This is a genomic window from Flavobacterium sp. LK-23, assembly GCF_058135255.1.
The window spans coordinates 16867-31014 of record NZ_JBYUVT010000030.1; the positions used below are offsets into that span (position 1 = coordinate 16867).

The window sequence follows — 14148 nt, forward strand, 5'->3', positions numbered from 1 at the left end:
TTAATAAATATTCAATTCTAAAAAACTGTTTTTTTCGAGAAGTTTTTTATCCAATCATATAAAATAAAAAATTGCAAACCAAGAATCAGGAAATTGTTTATCATCCATGTTAAGAGCTTCAAATCATCACTTAATCCAATAGAAAGATTTCCAATTAAATAAAACACAGTACTTGCTAATAGATAGAAGACTAAACCTATAGTGGTATAATAATATATCTTGTCTCCTGTGAGCATATTGTAGACATGGAACAAAGCAAAAATAACGATGAGCAAATTTGTTATAGTAATTTCAAACAAATTAAATTTAAGAAATTCGCTTGGAGTCCTATAAAATTGTATTGCTAAAACTAATAATGCGATTGCTAAGCTGGTTTTAATAAATATTTTTTGGCTTCTTACTTTTATCAATGAGTTGTAAAAAATTCCTAATAATATCATCTGACCAATAAAATAAATATTGACAATGATTAAATTAGTCATTCCTAACTGATACAACAACTCCATTGAATACTGCATTAGGCAACAAAATGCTAAGTAAGAGACAAAAAAAACATTAGCTTCCCCCTTTCGGAAAAAGCTAAATGAGTAGGCTACTAAATTTAGTAATAAAACCAAATAAGTACCATATATTAAAAAATTATTCATTTTATTTTACTATGTATGCTTTATATTAATACGGTGGACTAGGACGTATTCCATCATACACTACATCATCAGCAGCACCTTCACCACCTTCTACTCCATCTCCTTTACCGTAAACATTAATCCATTTTTTAGTTTCCGGATCATATTTGGCACCTACGAAAAGTAATGTTTTTTCTTTTTGGTCGTTTATACCCAAATAAGCCCAAACAGCCTCCGTTTTAAGTTCTAACACTTTTTCTAAGCTTTCACGAGGTATTAAGAAAGCTTTTACTTTGTTCTTAGAGTCTTCGACTGAGTTATCGTCATCGTACCTCTTTTCCCACTCATTTGCAGTTTTTACAGGAATCTGAATAGGTCCTGGAAAAGTTTCTTCATTCATAATTTAAATTTGTTATTGGTTAATAATTTTTAAAAAACTAATAGTTTGTAATTGGTTTAGCTAAACTACTGATTTTTATTAGACGATTAACATAAAAACATAAAAAAAGCCTTAATAATAAGGCTTTTTTAACTTTTAAAATGGAACATCGCTGTCGTCATCATCATCATTTAAATTACTTCCGAAAGCTTCGTTAGCAGATGGTAAATTTTTTGTTAGGAAAGGATTATCATCATGATTCATTTTAGATGGCAAATCATCATAACCTCCAGTAAACTCTTCAAGGTTATCAAACTTACCTAAATGTCCTAAGAATTTAAGACGAATATTTTCAAGACCACCGTTACGGTGTTTGGCTATAATAAACTCAGCCTGACCTTGTGTCGAAGATGCTTCGTCATCATCCCATTCTTCAATTTTATAGTATTCAGGACGATAGATAAACGAAACGATATCGGCATCCTGCTCGATCGCTCCAGATTCACGAAGATCCGAAAGAAGCGGACGTTTACTAGATCCACGGGTCTCAACGGCACGCGATAACTGAGAAAGTGCAATTACAGGAACGTTCAACTCTTTTGCCAAAGCTTTTAAGTTTCGAGAAATTGTCGAGATCTCCTGCTCACGGTTTCCTCCTCCTTTTCCGCTTCCCCCTGCAGTCATCAGCTGCAAGTAGTCAATAATAATTAACTTAATTCCGTGCTGTGAAGCCAAACGACGACATTTTGCACGTAAATCGAAAATTGAAAGCGACGGTGTATCATCAATAAATAATGGCGCTTTTTCTAAGTTTTTCACTTTAGTACTTAGCTGTTCCCATTCGTGTTTTTCTAATTTACCTGTTCTTAGTTTTTCTGAAGACAATCCTGTTTCAGAAGAAATAAGCCTTGTAATTAACTGAACCGACGCCATCTCCAGAGAGAAAATCGCAACTGCATGTCCGAACTGAATACTTACGTTTCTCGCCATCGAAAGTACGAAAGCCGTTTTACCCATCCCGGGACGAGCCGCAATAATAATTAAATCGGAAGGTTGCCATCCAGAAGTTACTTCATCTAGTTTCTCAAATCCTGTTGCCACACCACTCAAACCTTCTTTACCCGCGATTTCTTCAATACGTTTTTTCGCCTGAAGAACCAAACTCTGAGCAGTTTCAGAACTACGCTTGATATTTCCTTGTGTTACCTCATATAATTTAGATTCGGCTTTATCCAGCAAATCGAATACGTCTGTAGTTTCATCATACGATTCTTCGATAATTTCAGATGAAATACGAATTAAACTTCTTTGAATAAATTTTTGAAGAATAATACGTGAGTGAAATTCGATGTGGGCAGAAGACGCAATTTTTTGCGTAAGCTGAATCAGATAAAAATCGCCTCCAGCCAAATCTAACTTTCCGTTTTTCTTTAACTGTGTCGAAACCGTTAAAATATCAATTGGCTGTGTTTCGGTAAAAAGCTGTAAAATCGCTTCAAAAATATGTTTGTGCGCGTCTTTGTAAAAAGCATCTGGCTGTAAAATATCAATTACATCATCTACCCCTTTTTTATCAATCATCATCGCACCCAAAACAGCCTCTTCTAAGTCTATAACTTGAGGAGGAAGCTTACCTTTTTCTAGATTGATAATTGTGGTTTTGTCGACCTTAACAGGGTTTACATTTTTGAAATTTTCCATATAGCGAAAGTAGCAAAATTTAAAAAAAATCTGCTATCGAGTTATAACTAATAATTGTTTATAAATAATATTGATTTGTTCATAACCAAAAAAAAATCCGAAACCGCAGGGCTTCGGATTTTTAATCGTTAAATATGAATTTACTCTTTATACTCGCCCATATTACTGTATTTGTCCATTCTCTGGGCAATTAGATCGGCTGTTGATAAGTCTTTCAATTCGTTATATCCTTTTGTAATATATTCCGCTACTGTTTTAAAAGTAGTTTCTCTGTCATAATGCGCTCCGCCTAATGGTTCTGGAATTACATCATCAACTAATTTTTGTTTTTTCATATCAGAAGAAGTCAGTTTTAATGCTTCTGCTGCACGCTCTTTGTACTCCCAGCTTTTCCATAAAATAGAAGAGCAAGATTCTGGAGAAATTACAGAATACCAAGTGTTTTCTAACATATAAACACGGTCTCCAACACCAATTCCTAAAGCTCCACCAGAAGCACCTTCACCAATAATAATTGTGATGATTGGCACTTGCAAACGAACCATTTCAAAAATATTTCTAGCAATAGCTTCTCCTTGTCCTCTTTCCTCAGCTTCAAGTCCTGGATATGCACCTGGAGTATCTACCAAAGTAAGAACTGGAATTCCGAATTTTTCTGCCATTTTCATCAAACGCAAAGCTTTACGGTATCCTTCTGGATTAGCCATACCGAAGTTACGGTACTGACGTGTTTTTGTATTGTAACCTTTTTGCTGTCCAACAATCATAAACGACTGACCGTTTATTTTTCCAAGACCACCAACCATTGCTTTATCATCTTTAAAACCTCTGTCTCCATGAAGTTCTAAGAAAGTATCTCCACAGATTGCTCTAATGTAGTCTAAAGTATAAGGTCTATTTGGGTGTCTTGACAATTGTACCCTCTGCCAAGCCGTAAGGTTTTTATATATTTCTTTTTTAGTCTCTACTAATTTTTTGTTGATTTCCTTGCACGTCGGCGTTACGTCAACGTCAGATTCTTTTCCAATAATAACGCACTTTTCTAACTGTTCTTCAAGTTCTTTAATTGGAAGCTCAAAATCTAAATATTCCATGGATTTTTGAATTTTGTTTGTAAATCGAACCGCAAATATAAAAATATTATATCATTGGCGAAGTTAATTGTTATTTAAAGTATAAAAATGCAATTTAAAAATAAGTAAACTATTACAAGTTTTCTTTCTTGTTCTGATAATGTTTGAAAACACCGTTTAGAATAACTGTTATGATAATTATAACGGCTCCGATGTAAAATTCGACACTCATTTTTTCTTTTCCTCCCAAGATAAAATATGCCAAAACTATCCCATAAACCGGCTCCAAATTAGTCGTTAACATTACGGTATAAGGCGTTAATCGCTGCATTACTTTTACCGAAGCGGTAAAGGCATAAGCCGTACAAATTGAGGCTAAAATCAATAATAAAACCCAATTATTTAAAGACATTTCGAAAAAATCTGCTGTAAATTTTCCTTGAAATAAAAAGTAAATGGTGATGAAGAAAACGCCCGCTCCAAATTCATAAAATGTAATTACTGAAGGTTCGTGATCTGAAATTAATTTTCCATTCATTAAGGTAAATAAAACCCCTAAAATGATGGCTGCCAAAGCGTAATAAACTCCCGTAAGATATTTTATTTCAACTTGAAGAATCAATCCTAAACCAGCAATAATTATTAGTCCGAAGAAAACTTCATACCAAAGCACTTTTCTTCCATAAAATAAAGGTTCTAATAAAGAGGCGAAAAAAGCTCCCAAAGAAAATATGGAAAGCGTAATGGAGACATTGGATACATGAATTGCTTTAAAAAAGAAAATCCAGTGCAATGCTATCAATAACCCAACAAAAATCAATTTAAAAAATTCTTTTATCGGAACTTGAAAAGATTGTTTTTTAAATGCAATAAATCCGCCAAGAAAAATCATGGCAATCAACATTCTGTACCAAACCAGATTATCGGCATCAATTGTAATTAAAGCGCCTAGAATAGCTGTAAAACCCCAGATAAAAACAATTAAGTGTAGATTTAAATAACTTTTTAAATTATCGTTTCGCATTACGTAATAAGTAAACTGCTAAAATTCCGAAAACAATATTCGGGAACCAAACAGCTAATAAAGGTGAGAATGTAGATTTTTCGGCAAGTGTACCAAATATTTTATCAAAGAATACAAATGAAAACGCAATTGCAATTCCAATAGCAAGGTTCATTCCCATTCCGCCACGGCGTTTCATAGAAGAAACTGAAACCGCAATAATCGTCAAAATAAATGCTGAAACCGGAATACTGTATTTTTTATAAAGAACAACCAAATAGGTATTGATGTTTCCTGAACCTCTTTTTCTTTCTTTTTCAATAAAATCGATCAGCTTACCCAAAGTTAGTGTTTCGGCAATATACACTACTGGAGTTAAATCTGCCAATTCAAATTTGAAGGCAACATTTTTTTCTGGAGATTTTTCAATTACATCATTTAGTTCTCCTACTGTTCTTTTAGTATAATCGTATAAAACGTAAATCTTCTTTTTAGGATCCCATTTTATGCGGCTTGCAGTGATTTTATAAGTCAGTTTTTCTTTTTCAAAATGTTCTAAAGAAAAGTTGAAGGCCGTTTTTGATTCTTCGTTAAAACTGTTTACAAAAATAAAATCATGATCGTTAATTTGTCTGAAAACGTTGGTGTTTTCACCACGCATGAGTTCCTTTCCATTTCCTTTCAGATAGGTGTACCTAAAATTGTTATAGCCTTCACTGGCCGCTGGAACGATAAAAAATCCCATTAGCAAAACAAAAATAGAAACGATAGTTGCACCTATAATATAAGGACGCAAGAAACGTGTATATGAAATTCCAGAACTTAAAATCGCAATAATTTCTGTATTGTTGGCCAGCTTTGAAGTAAACCAAATTACCGATAAAAACAAGAATATCGGAAACAGCGAATTAATAAAATAAATTGTAAAATTGTAATAATAGAAGGCAATATCTCCAAACGGAATCTTGTTCTCAAGCATTTTATTTACCTTTTCAGAAACATCAATTACGATTCCGATTGGCGCAAATAAAAGAAGCATCACAGAAAATGTCCCGAGGTACCTTTTTAAGATGTATTTATCTATTATTGAAAGCATATAGTTTTTGTTTTTTTTGTTTCAGGTTTCAAGTTTCACGTTCTGTAGACAACGTGAAACTTGAAACCTGAAACTTGGAACTTTTTATAGTCTTTGACTCATATTTTTAACCATCATTTCTTTCCATGGTCTAAAATCTCCGGCTAAGATATGTTTTCTTGCCTCACGAACCAACCACATATAGAATCCAAGATTATGAATGGTAGCAATTTGCTTTCCTAAATATTCGTTGGCCGCAAACAAGTGGCGTAAATAGGCTTTTGTATATTCTGTATCTACAAAAGTATGTCCCATTTCATCAATTGGAGAAAAATCTGCTTCCCACTTTTTATTTTTGATATTGATTGTTCCGTTTGCTGTAAACAACATACCATTTCTTGCATTACGAGTTGGCATAACGCAATCGAACATATCAATTCCTAACGCAATATTTTCTAAAATATTAATTGGAGTTCCAACCCCCATTAAATAACGAGGTTTATCTTCAGGAAGAATTTCGCAAACTACCTCAGTCATGGCATACATTTCTTCAGCTGGCTCTCCAACAGAAAGTCCGCCAATTGCATTTCCTTGCTGTCCTGCATTCGCAATATATTCTGCCGACTGACGACGTAAATCCTTATAAGTACTTCCTTGAACAATCGGGAAAAACGTTTGTTCATAGCCATATTTATAAGGTACTTTTTCCAAATGATTGATACATCTGTCCAACCAACGATGGGTCATGTGCATAGAACGTTGCGCATAACGGTAATCGCAAGGATAAGGCGTACATTCATCAAAAGCCATAATGATATCGGCACCAATGGTACGCTGAATTTCCATTACATTTTCTGGCGTAAAAAAGTGGTAAGAACCGTCAATGTGCGATTTAAATTTTACCCCTTCTTCTTTAATTTTTCTATTTGAAGAAAGAGAATATACTTGATATCCTCCAGAATCAGTCAAAATATTACGATCCCAGTTCATGAATTTATGAAGTCCTCCGGCTTTCTCTAAAATTTCTGTCTGCGGACGCAGATACAAATGATAGGTATTTCCAAGAATAATATCCGGATTAATATCGTCTTTCAATTCACGCTGATGCACTCCTTTTACAGAAGCAACAGTACCAACTGGCATAAAAATAGGAGTTTCTATAACTCCGTGATCTGTAGTAATACTACCCGCTCTTGCTTTTGACTGCGGATCTTTTTGTAATAAATCAAACTTCATAAATTCGTTTTTCAGTCGGCAAAGATAGTTTAATTTCAGGGAAATATTATGAATTAGAAAAATTGTCAATTAGAAATTTAGCTAATATTTTCTTAATTTCAGATTCTATTTTTAAGATTTGAACTTATCCTGATTTGGGCGTTCCCTAACGGTCGGGCTATCCGCTATATCTTTTGCTCAAGAACATATCATTTTAATTAAGACGAGACATTTATCGCAAAAGGATGCCGCTCCTATCCCTAACGCAAACGGTTCCAAAAGAAATTTCATCGGTAAAATCGGAATGTAAAAACTGCAACAATCCTATTATTAAAGTATAACAAATTCATTTGTTTCTTTTTGTAATTTTAATATTCAACTAAATTTTAGAAATCATGATAAATTCAGAAGATAAATTAGACGAAATCAAGGATGAACAAATTGAGAAAAACCTTGAAAACATGGATTACCCAGCAAACGAAGATATTTATAATCAAGAAGAAAGATTAGAAGATATCGATCCTCAAGATATTTCTAGAGAAAGAATAATTAATAATGACAATCACGAATGGAAGCAGAACAGTGATAAAATCGGAAACGATTTGGATGTTCCAGGTGCTGAGCTAGACGACGCACAAGAAGATATTGGCTCTGAAGATGAAGAGAATAATTATTATAGCGAAAGCGATACCAATTAGACACCTTACTAAATTCTAGATTTTTTTTGCCGCAAATTAAACAGATTCAGCTGATTTTTAAAATCATTCTAATCCGTTTAATCTGTGGCAAAACTTTTATATACAATTATCAATTTCTTTGATTTTATTTAAATCTGATAAAAAAAGAGCAAAAAAATTTAACAATTGAAACAAACTAAAGCAGAAAATCATTTGTCTCCCCACAAAATATCCGTTACTTTTGCTACAGTTTAAAATTTTACATATAAATGAAGCCTAACACACAACAATTAAGCGATTTAACGATCCAAGTAAGAAGAGATATTCTTAGAATGGTACATGCTGTAAACTCTGGACACCCAGGTGGTTCATTAGGTTGTACTGAATTTTTGGTAACATTATATCAAAACATAATGGACCGCAAAGAAGGTTTTGATATGGACGGAATTGGAGAAGATTTATTTTTCCTTTCAAACGGACACATTTCACCTGTCTTTTATAGCGTTCTAGCACGCAGTGGTTATTTTCCAGTTTCAGAATTAGCAACTTTCAGATTATTAGATTCTCGCTTACAAGGACACCCAACAACTCACGAAGGTTTACCTGGAGTTCGTATTGCATCTGGTTCATTAGGACAAGGTTTATCTGTAGCTTTGGGAGCAGCTCAAGCTAAAAAATTAAACAAAGACAATCATATCGTATATAGCTTACACGGAGACGGAGAATTGCAAGAAGGCCAGAACTGGGAAGCGATTATGTACGCTTCTGCTAAAAAAGTAGACAACATTATTGCAACAATCGACCTTAATGGTAAACAAATTGACGGAACAACTGATGAAGTTCTGCCAATGGGAAGTATTCGCGCTAAATTTGAAGCTTTTGACTGGGATGTTTTAGAAATCAAAGAAGGAAACAGCATTGATGCTATCATCGCTGGTTTAACTGACGCTAAATCAAGAACAGGAAAAGGAAAACCAGTTTGCATTTTATTACATACAGAAATGGGTAATGGTGTAGATTTCATGATGCACACTCATGCTTGGCATGGTAAAGCACCAAACAATGATCAATTGGCTAGTGCTTTAGCTCAAAACATTTCAACTTTAGCAGATTATTAAAAAGCTTTAAGCAGTAAGCATTAAGCTTTAAGCCTATTGCCTACAGCCTATTGCGTATAGCAAAAAACAAAATGAAAAAATACGAAAATACAGGAAGTAAAGATACTCGTTCTGGTTTTGGAGCGGGAATGACTGAATTAGGTCAAAAAAATGAAAATGTTGTTGCATTATGTGCTGACTTAATTGGATCATTAAAATTTGATGATTTCAAGAAAAACCACCCAGAGCGTTTTTTCCAAATCGGAATCGCTGAAGCGAACATGATTGGAATCGCTGCAGGTTTAACAATTGGCGGAAAAATTCCTTTTACTGGAACTTTCGCGAACTTTTCTACAGGTAGAGTTTACGATCAAATTCGTCAATCTGTTGCCTATTCAGATAAAAATGTAAAAATCTGTGCTTCTCACGCTGGTTTAACTTTAGGAGAAGATGGAGCAACGCACCAAATCTTAGAAGATATTGGTTTAATGAAAATGTTGCCTGGAATGACTGTAATCAATACTTGCGATTACAACCAAACTAAAGCGGCAACTTTAGCATTAGCAGATCACCATGGTCCAGCTTATTTACGTTTCGGACGTCCAGTTGTACCTAACTTTACTCCTGCTGACGAGCCTTTCGTAATCGGAAAAGCAATTTTATTAAACGAAGGAACAGATGTTACAATCATTGCTACTGGACACTTAGTTTGGGAAGCTCTTATTGCTGCTGAAGCTCTTGAAGCAAAAGGAATTTCTGCTGAAGTAATCAACATCCATACAATCAAGCCTCTTGATGAAGAAGCTATTTTAAAATCTGTTGCTAAAACGAAATGTGTAGTTACTGCTGAAGAGCACAATTACCTTGGAGGTCTTGGAGAAAGTGTTTCTGGCGTATTGGCTTTAAACAATCCAACTCCACAAGAATTTGTAGCTGTTAAAGATAGTTTTGGAGAATCTGGAACTCCAGAGCAGTTAATGGAAAAATACAAATTAAACAATCAAGCAATTGTTGAAGCTGTAGAAAGAGTTATCAAAAGAAAATAATTATTAGATTTTCTTGAACATAAAAAAACCTCGGAATTTGCATTCCGAGGTTTTTTAATTTTACATCAATTTTATTTTAATACCAAGAAAGTGCAATTTCGTGCCAAGCATTTACTACGTAAATTTTAAAATTTCCTGACACCGTAAAATTTTGATACCAAAATTGCTCACCATAAGGTGCTTTTGGAGTCCAATTAGCTAATAGAAAAGTTTTGCTTCCAGAAACAGAATTATCCATAATTAAAGAAGCAGACCAAAACAGAGAATTTGCAGATATATTGCTTCCATCTACCTGTACAGGAGTTGATTCTGTTTTCCAGGTACATCTCCAAGTTGAACATGATCGATATTGCATTAATGATCTTAAAAACATTTTGCTTGAATAGACAACATTATTCAAAACAACTGTCTCATTATACAAATCTAATACATGTCTATATCTCATTCCTGGCACATTAAAACTACTTTCATCTGTAATAAATGTTTTAATTCTATTTTCATTTGGAATAACATATCTACTTGCCAAATCTTTAGTAGATTTTGAAACACTTAAAAGCTGTCCGTAAACTACTAAATTCTCTTTAATACTAATAAGTTCCTTTTGATTCTTATTAATTTCATTTTCTGATAGAAGATAAAAATCACGTTCATTAAGCCATAATACCTTATCACCAATTTTAACTTTTGATTCAGCATTCAAAATTGCTTCCAATGCATCTGAATAAATAATTCTTGTTTCCTCAACAACATCTTCTTCCGTACCAGTTGATTCCTCAGAAACTTTTAATAATGGATTTAATCCTTTCGAAGCAATCCAATCCTGAAGACCTTTACTATCTAACAAAGCAAGATCTGAGTATTCTTTAATAAAAGACTCTTCATTTTTGAATGACAATAGTTTACCATCTAAAACTGAAGCTGAAGTTTCATTTGAAGAAGCAACATTTTGAGTCGCTTGATCTTCACTACTACATGACAAAATAGTTAAACCTAAAAACAATGCAATAATTTTTTTCATTTTTGTAAAATTTTAATATTATTCTTTCAAATCTATAACAATAAGAAATAAAATCCTTACGTGATTCCGTAAAAAGAAATAAAAACTTACAACAAAAACACAACAAGCTAAAAATCAGCACTTAACAACTAAACATAAATAAAAAAGCCTCGAAATTAACATTTCGAGGCTTCTTATTTAACTTCTATATTTTAGTTCTTTTGATAAGGATATGTTTTATCCAAATGTATTCTTAATCTTCCTGGCGTTGTATAATCCTCAGGAACATACTTACGAGGATTTGTGATTGACTCTGGCTTCGTAGGATCAGTAAGCTCTCCCGTTGGCCTTCTAGGAATAGCCCACAATTCGCTTTCATCTACATTTGGAGTAGCAGGATTATCCAAAATAGGATCGTAAGGATAATATTTGCTTAATCCTGAAAAAGGAGCATCTGTAGGTTTTGTAAGTTCAAATCTTGTAGTATAACCATCTCCATCATCATCATGATCTAGAAAATCTGGAATACCATCACCATCTGAATCATCTGGATTAGCAGGTGGATTAGGATATGTAGTTGTATCTCTATAATCGCGAACAAAACCATCACCGTTAATATCCTCCTGATAATCAAATACACCATCTGGATTTTCTAATAAAACACCATTAGAATAACCATTATTTTCATGATCCATTCTTCTAATATCATAAAGCTTAAAGCTAAAGATTAAAGGTGAATATGCTGGAATCGTACTTGAAGAAGGTGGCGCAGCATAATATCCTAATCCTGAAGGTATAAATAAAACACCCGCACCAAAATCTTGGTAATTTGGGGTTCCATCATCATTATAAGTCGTTGTTCCAGTTTTAAACAGAGGAAAGATTTCACTCCATCCCTTTACAACATTAAGCACATACATATCAATAATACTCTTTGGATATATAACCTGCTCAAAGAAAGTAGTTGTTAAATGTTCTGGCTCTGTATCTGTCTTTTCCACACGTTTTAAATATTCTCCTCTATAAGCAGTAAAAACACCATCCGTATTCATTGGAGCAACACCAGTACCTTCTCTTAAAACCAAATAATACATTTTATAAGTTATACCATGTATGTATGGAATTTCTCTTAAAACCAACTTTGGATAAGTAGCACTATTTAAGTAAGACATTATTGAGGGTTGTGAAGCAGCATCGGTTATAGGCGCAATTGTTACATCCATATTGGCTGTCACAGTAATATAATTTGTCTTTAAATACTCTTCAATATCTGCATTATCAGTATTAAATTGCTCTTGATAATCCCTTAAAGGAACAACTTCTGTTTTATCATCGTCATTTTTATTACAAGAAACGATGGCAAGACCAGCAAGTAACAAAACAAAATAATATTTAAATTTATTCATTATTATCATTTTTTTAGGTGCGCAAGATACAATATTGATTTATTTTTGTAAAGAATTTAACTTGGATTTTAGAAAAATTATGAGAATAGATAAATACTTGTGGTGCGTTCGATATTACAAGACTAGAAACATGGTAACCGAAGCTTGCAAAAAGAATCAGATCACTGTAAATGGGCAAGTTGCAAAACCTTCAAAAGAAGTTTTTCCCACAGACCGAATTACATTTAGAAAAGATCAAATTACACAAATTATAACGGTTTTAGACATTCCGCAAAATCGAGTTGGAGCTAAGTTGGTAGATATTTATCAAAAAAACGAAACGCCTCCAGAAGCTTTTGCACATTTAGAGCTATTAAAATTATCTAAAGAACATTCGAGAAGAACTGGCGCAGGACGTCCGACCAAAAAAGATCGAAGAGACATTGACGATTACGGAGACGATATTTATGATGAAGAGGAAGAAATAGAATAAATGTTCAAATTTCAATCTCCAAATTCCAAATTTCAAATTCCAAAAAAGAAATAAAATTCCAAATCCCAAAAATAACTTTTAGCAAAACTTGGAATTTGGAATTTAAAAAATTGAAATTTGGATTATCTATATTGGATTTTAAATTAATTATCTTAGCAAAAAAATACACTATGAGCAGCAATATAATCTTGACCAATCAGGAAATCGAACATAAAATAAAACGTATCGCTTACCAAATTTACGAGACTTTTGTAGACGAAGAAGAAGTTGTTATTGCCGGAATTGCTTCTAACGGATTTCTTTTTGCCGAAAAAATCGCTACGGCGCTTAGCAATATTTCAACCTTAAAAGTTTCGATCTGCGAAGTCAAAATAAACAAACAAAATCCGCAACAAGCAATACAAACTTCATTAACCACCGAAGAATACAAAAACAAAGGATTAGTTCTAGTTGATGATGTCTTGAACTCTGGAACTACATTAATCTATGCTGTTCGTCATTTCTTAGATGTTCCGCTTAAAAAATTCAAAACAGCAGTACTTGTTGATCGTAATCATAAAAAATATCCTGTAAAGGCAGATTTCAAAGGCATTTCACTTTCAACTTCTTTACTAGAGCATGTTCAAGTTGTTTTCAATTCAGAAAACGGCGACTATGCTTCTTTAAGCTAATATTTCTAAAATATCCTGAACCGTTTCTTCGACAGATTTATCATCAACCGAAACTTTATGTTTTGCTTGATTGTAATAATAACTTCTGTCGAATAAATGTTTCGCGATAAACTCTTTCATTTCTTCCTCATTCATATTGGCAATCAAAGGGCGTTTGCTTTTATTATGCACCAATCTATTATATAAGGTATCAATTGATGCTTTTAAATATATAGACACCACATCGTCTCCTTTTAATAATTCATGATTATTGGCATAACATGGAGTTCCTCCCCCAAGACCAATAATAGTATTTTCTGAAGATTGCAGCAATTCGACGAACATTTCATGTTCTAATTTTCGAAAATATACTTCTCCATGCTTCTCAAAAATCTCATTTATGGATAAATTTACTCTTTCTTCGATACATTTATCTAAATCTAAGAACGGAATATTTGTAATTTTTGACAAATTTTGGGCAATTGTAGACTTTCCGCAGCCCATATAACCTAACAACACAATTTTTTTCATATTAATAAAACCTTATAAACTAAGCATTTGAGAATTTTTCCAAAAAAAAGACAAATTTATGATAAAATAGCTTGGAAACTTCAAAAAAAACTCCTTATATTTGCACCCGCATTCAAGAAATTAAATGACTCGATAGCTCAGTCGGTAGAGCACATCACTTTTAATGATGGGGTCCTGGGTTCGAGCCCCAGTCGGGTCAC

General features: G+C 33.3%; 15 protein-coding genes and 1 tRNA gene. 6 read left to right on the forward strand and 10 right to left on the reverse strand.

The genetic code is table 11. The features are described from left to right. Positions 1 to 17: 17 nt before the first annotated feature. From AC3Y25_RS23950 to tgt, 7 genes are all read right to left on the reverse strand, one after another. Entirely contained in the window at positions 18 to 647 is a 630-nt protein-coding gene (locus AC3Y25_RS23950) for a hypothetical protein (RefSeq protein WP_427875024.1), read from the reverse strand. Between the two features lie 25 nt (positions 648 to 672). Beyond that, a complete protein-coding gene (locus tag AC3Y25_RS23955; RefSeq protein ID WP_427875025.1) occupies positions 673 to 1026 on the reverse strand; it encodes a hypothetical protein in 354 nt (117 codons plus the stop codon). Positions 1027 to 1161: 135 nt separating this feature from the next. Beyond that, positions 1162 to 2706, reverse strand: coding sequence for a replicative DNA helicase (gene dnaB, locus AC3Y25_RS23960; protein WP_248727994.1), 1545 nt, complete (start codon positions 2704 to 2706; stop codon positions 1162 to 1164). A 140-nt stretch (positions 2707 to 2846) separates the two neighbouring features. Further along, a complete protein-coding gene (locus AC3Y25_RS23965) occupies positions 2847 to 3800 on the reverse strand; it encodes an acetyl-CoA carboxylase carboxyltransferase subunit alpha (protein WP_489904487.1) in 954 nt (317 codons plus the stop codon). A gap of 112 nt (positions 3801 to 3912) precedes the next feature. After that, a complete protein-coding gene (locus tag AC3Y25_RS23970; protein ID WP_095931684.1) occupies positions 3913 to 4803 on the reverse strand; it encodes a DMT family transporter in 891 nt (296 codons plus the stop codon). Next, positions 4790 to 5878: an LptF/LptG family permease gene (locus AC3Y25_RS23975; protein WP_095931685.1), complete on the reverse strand. Its 1089-nt coding sequence runs from the start codon at positions 5876 to 5878 to the stop codon at positions 4790 to 4792. Before AC3Y25_RS23975 ends, AC3Y25_RS23970 begins: the two co-directional genes overlap by 14 nt. An 84-nt stretch (positions 5879 to 5962) precedes the next feature. Further along, positions 5963 to 7093 carry a tRNA guanosine(34) transglycosylase Tgt gene (gene tgt / locus AC3Y25_RS23980; protein ID WP_095931686.1) on the reverse strand — a complete coding sequence of 377 codons (1131 nt, stop codon included), beginning with the start codon at positions 7091 to 7093 and terminating at the stop codon, positions 5963 to 5965. Between the two features lie 374 nt (positions 7094 to 7467). On the opposite strand from tgt, the gene AC3Y25_RS23985 reads away from it, so the two are divergent. From AC3Y25_RS23985 to AC3Y25_RS23995, 3 genes are all read left to right on the forward strand, one after another. Next, entirely contained in the window at positions 7468 to 7770 is a 303-nt protein-coding gene (locus AC3Y25_RS23985; protein WP_489904488.1) for a hypothetical protein, read from the forward strand. A gap of 248 nt (positions 7771 to 8018) precedes the next feature. Continuing rightward, complete coding sequence (locus tag AC3Y25_RS23990; protein ID WP_095931688.1) at positions 8019 to 8867, forward strand: transketolase; 849 nt, start codon at positions 8019 to 8021, stop codon at positions 8865 to 8867. A 71-nt stretch (positions 8868 to 8938) separates the two neighbouring features. Continuing rightward, positions 8939 to 9892: a transketolase family protein gene (locus AC3Y25_RS23995; RefSeq protein WP_248728000.1), complete on the forward strand. Its 954-nt coding sequence runs from the start codon at positions 8939 to 8941 to the stop codon at positions 9890 to 9892. A gap of 76 nt (positions 9893 to 9968) precedes the next feature. Here the strand turns inward: AC3Y25_RS23995 and AC3Y25_RS24000 are convergent, their stop codons facing one another. Both AC3Y25_RS24000 and bamM read right to left on the reverse strand, forming a co-directional pair. Further along, the gene (locus AC3Y25_RS24000; protein WP_489904489.1) at positions 9969 to 10910 is read right to left on the reverse strand and encodes a hypothetical protein; all 942 of its coding nucleotides are present in this window, start codon (positions 10908 to 10910) and stop codon (positions 9969 to 9971) included. Between the two features lie 191 nt (positions 10911 to 11101). Beyond that, a complete protein-coding gene (bamM, locus tag AC3Y25_RS24005) occupies positions 11102 to 12304 on the reverse strand; it encodes a BamM family beta-barrel-assembly machinery protein (RefSeq protein WP_489904490.1) in 1203 nt (400 codons plus the stop codon). Between the two features lie 70 nt (positions 12305 to 12374). Between bamM and AC3Y25_RS24010 the strand changes: the two genes are divergently transcribed. Next, positions 12375 to 12767 (forward strand): RNA-binding S4 domain-containing protein, encoded by a 393-nt coding sequence (locus AC3Y25_RS24010; RefSeq protein WP_248728003.1) that lies wholly within the window; start codon positions 12375 to 12377, stop codon positions 12765 to 12767. A 170-nt stretch (positions 12768 to 12937) separates the two neighbouring features. Then, entirely contained in the window at positions 12938 to 13438 is a 501-nt protein-coding gene (locus AC3Y25_RS24015) for a phosphoribosyltransferase domain-containing protein (protein ID WP_489904491.1), read from the forward strand. Here AC3Y25_RS24015 and AC3Y25_RS24020 read toward each other — a convergent pair. Beyond that, positions 13430 to 13948, reverse strand: a complete 519-nt coding sequence (locus AC3Y25_RS24020) for a shikimate kinase (protein ID WP_489904492.1) — start codon at positions 13946 to 13948, stop codon at positions 13430 to 13432. The genes AC3Y25_RS24015 and AC3Y25_RS24020 overlap by 9 nt on opposite strands. 126 nt (positions 13949 to 14074) lie before the next feature. On the opposite strand from AC3Y25_RS24020, the gene AC3Y25_RS24025 reads away from it, so the two are divergent. Continuing rightward, positions 14075 to 14147: transfer RNA gene (locus tag AC3Y25_RS24025), tRNA-Lys, on the forward strand. Position 14148: the final 1 nt, after the last annotated feature.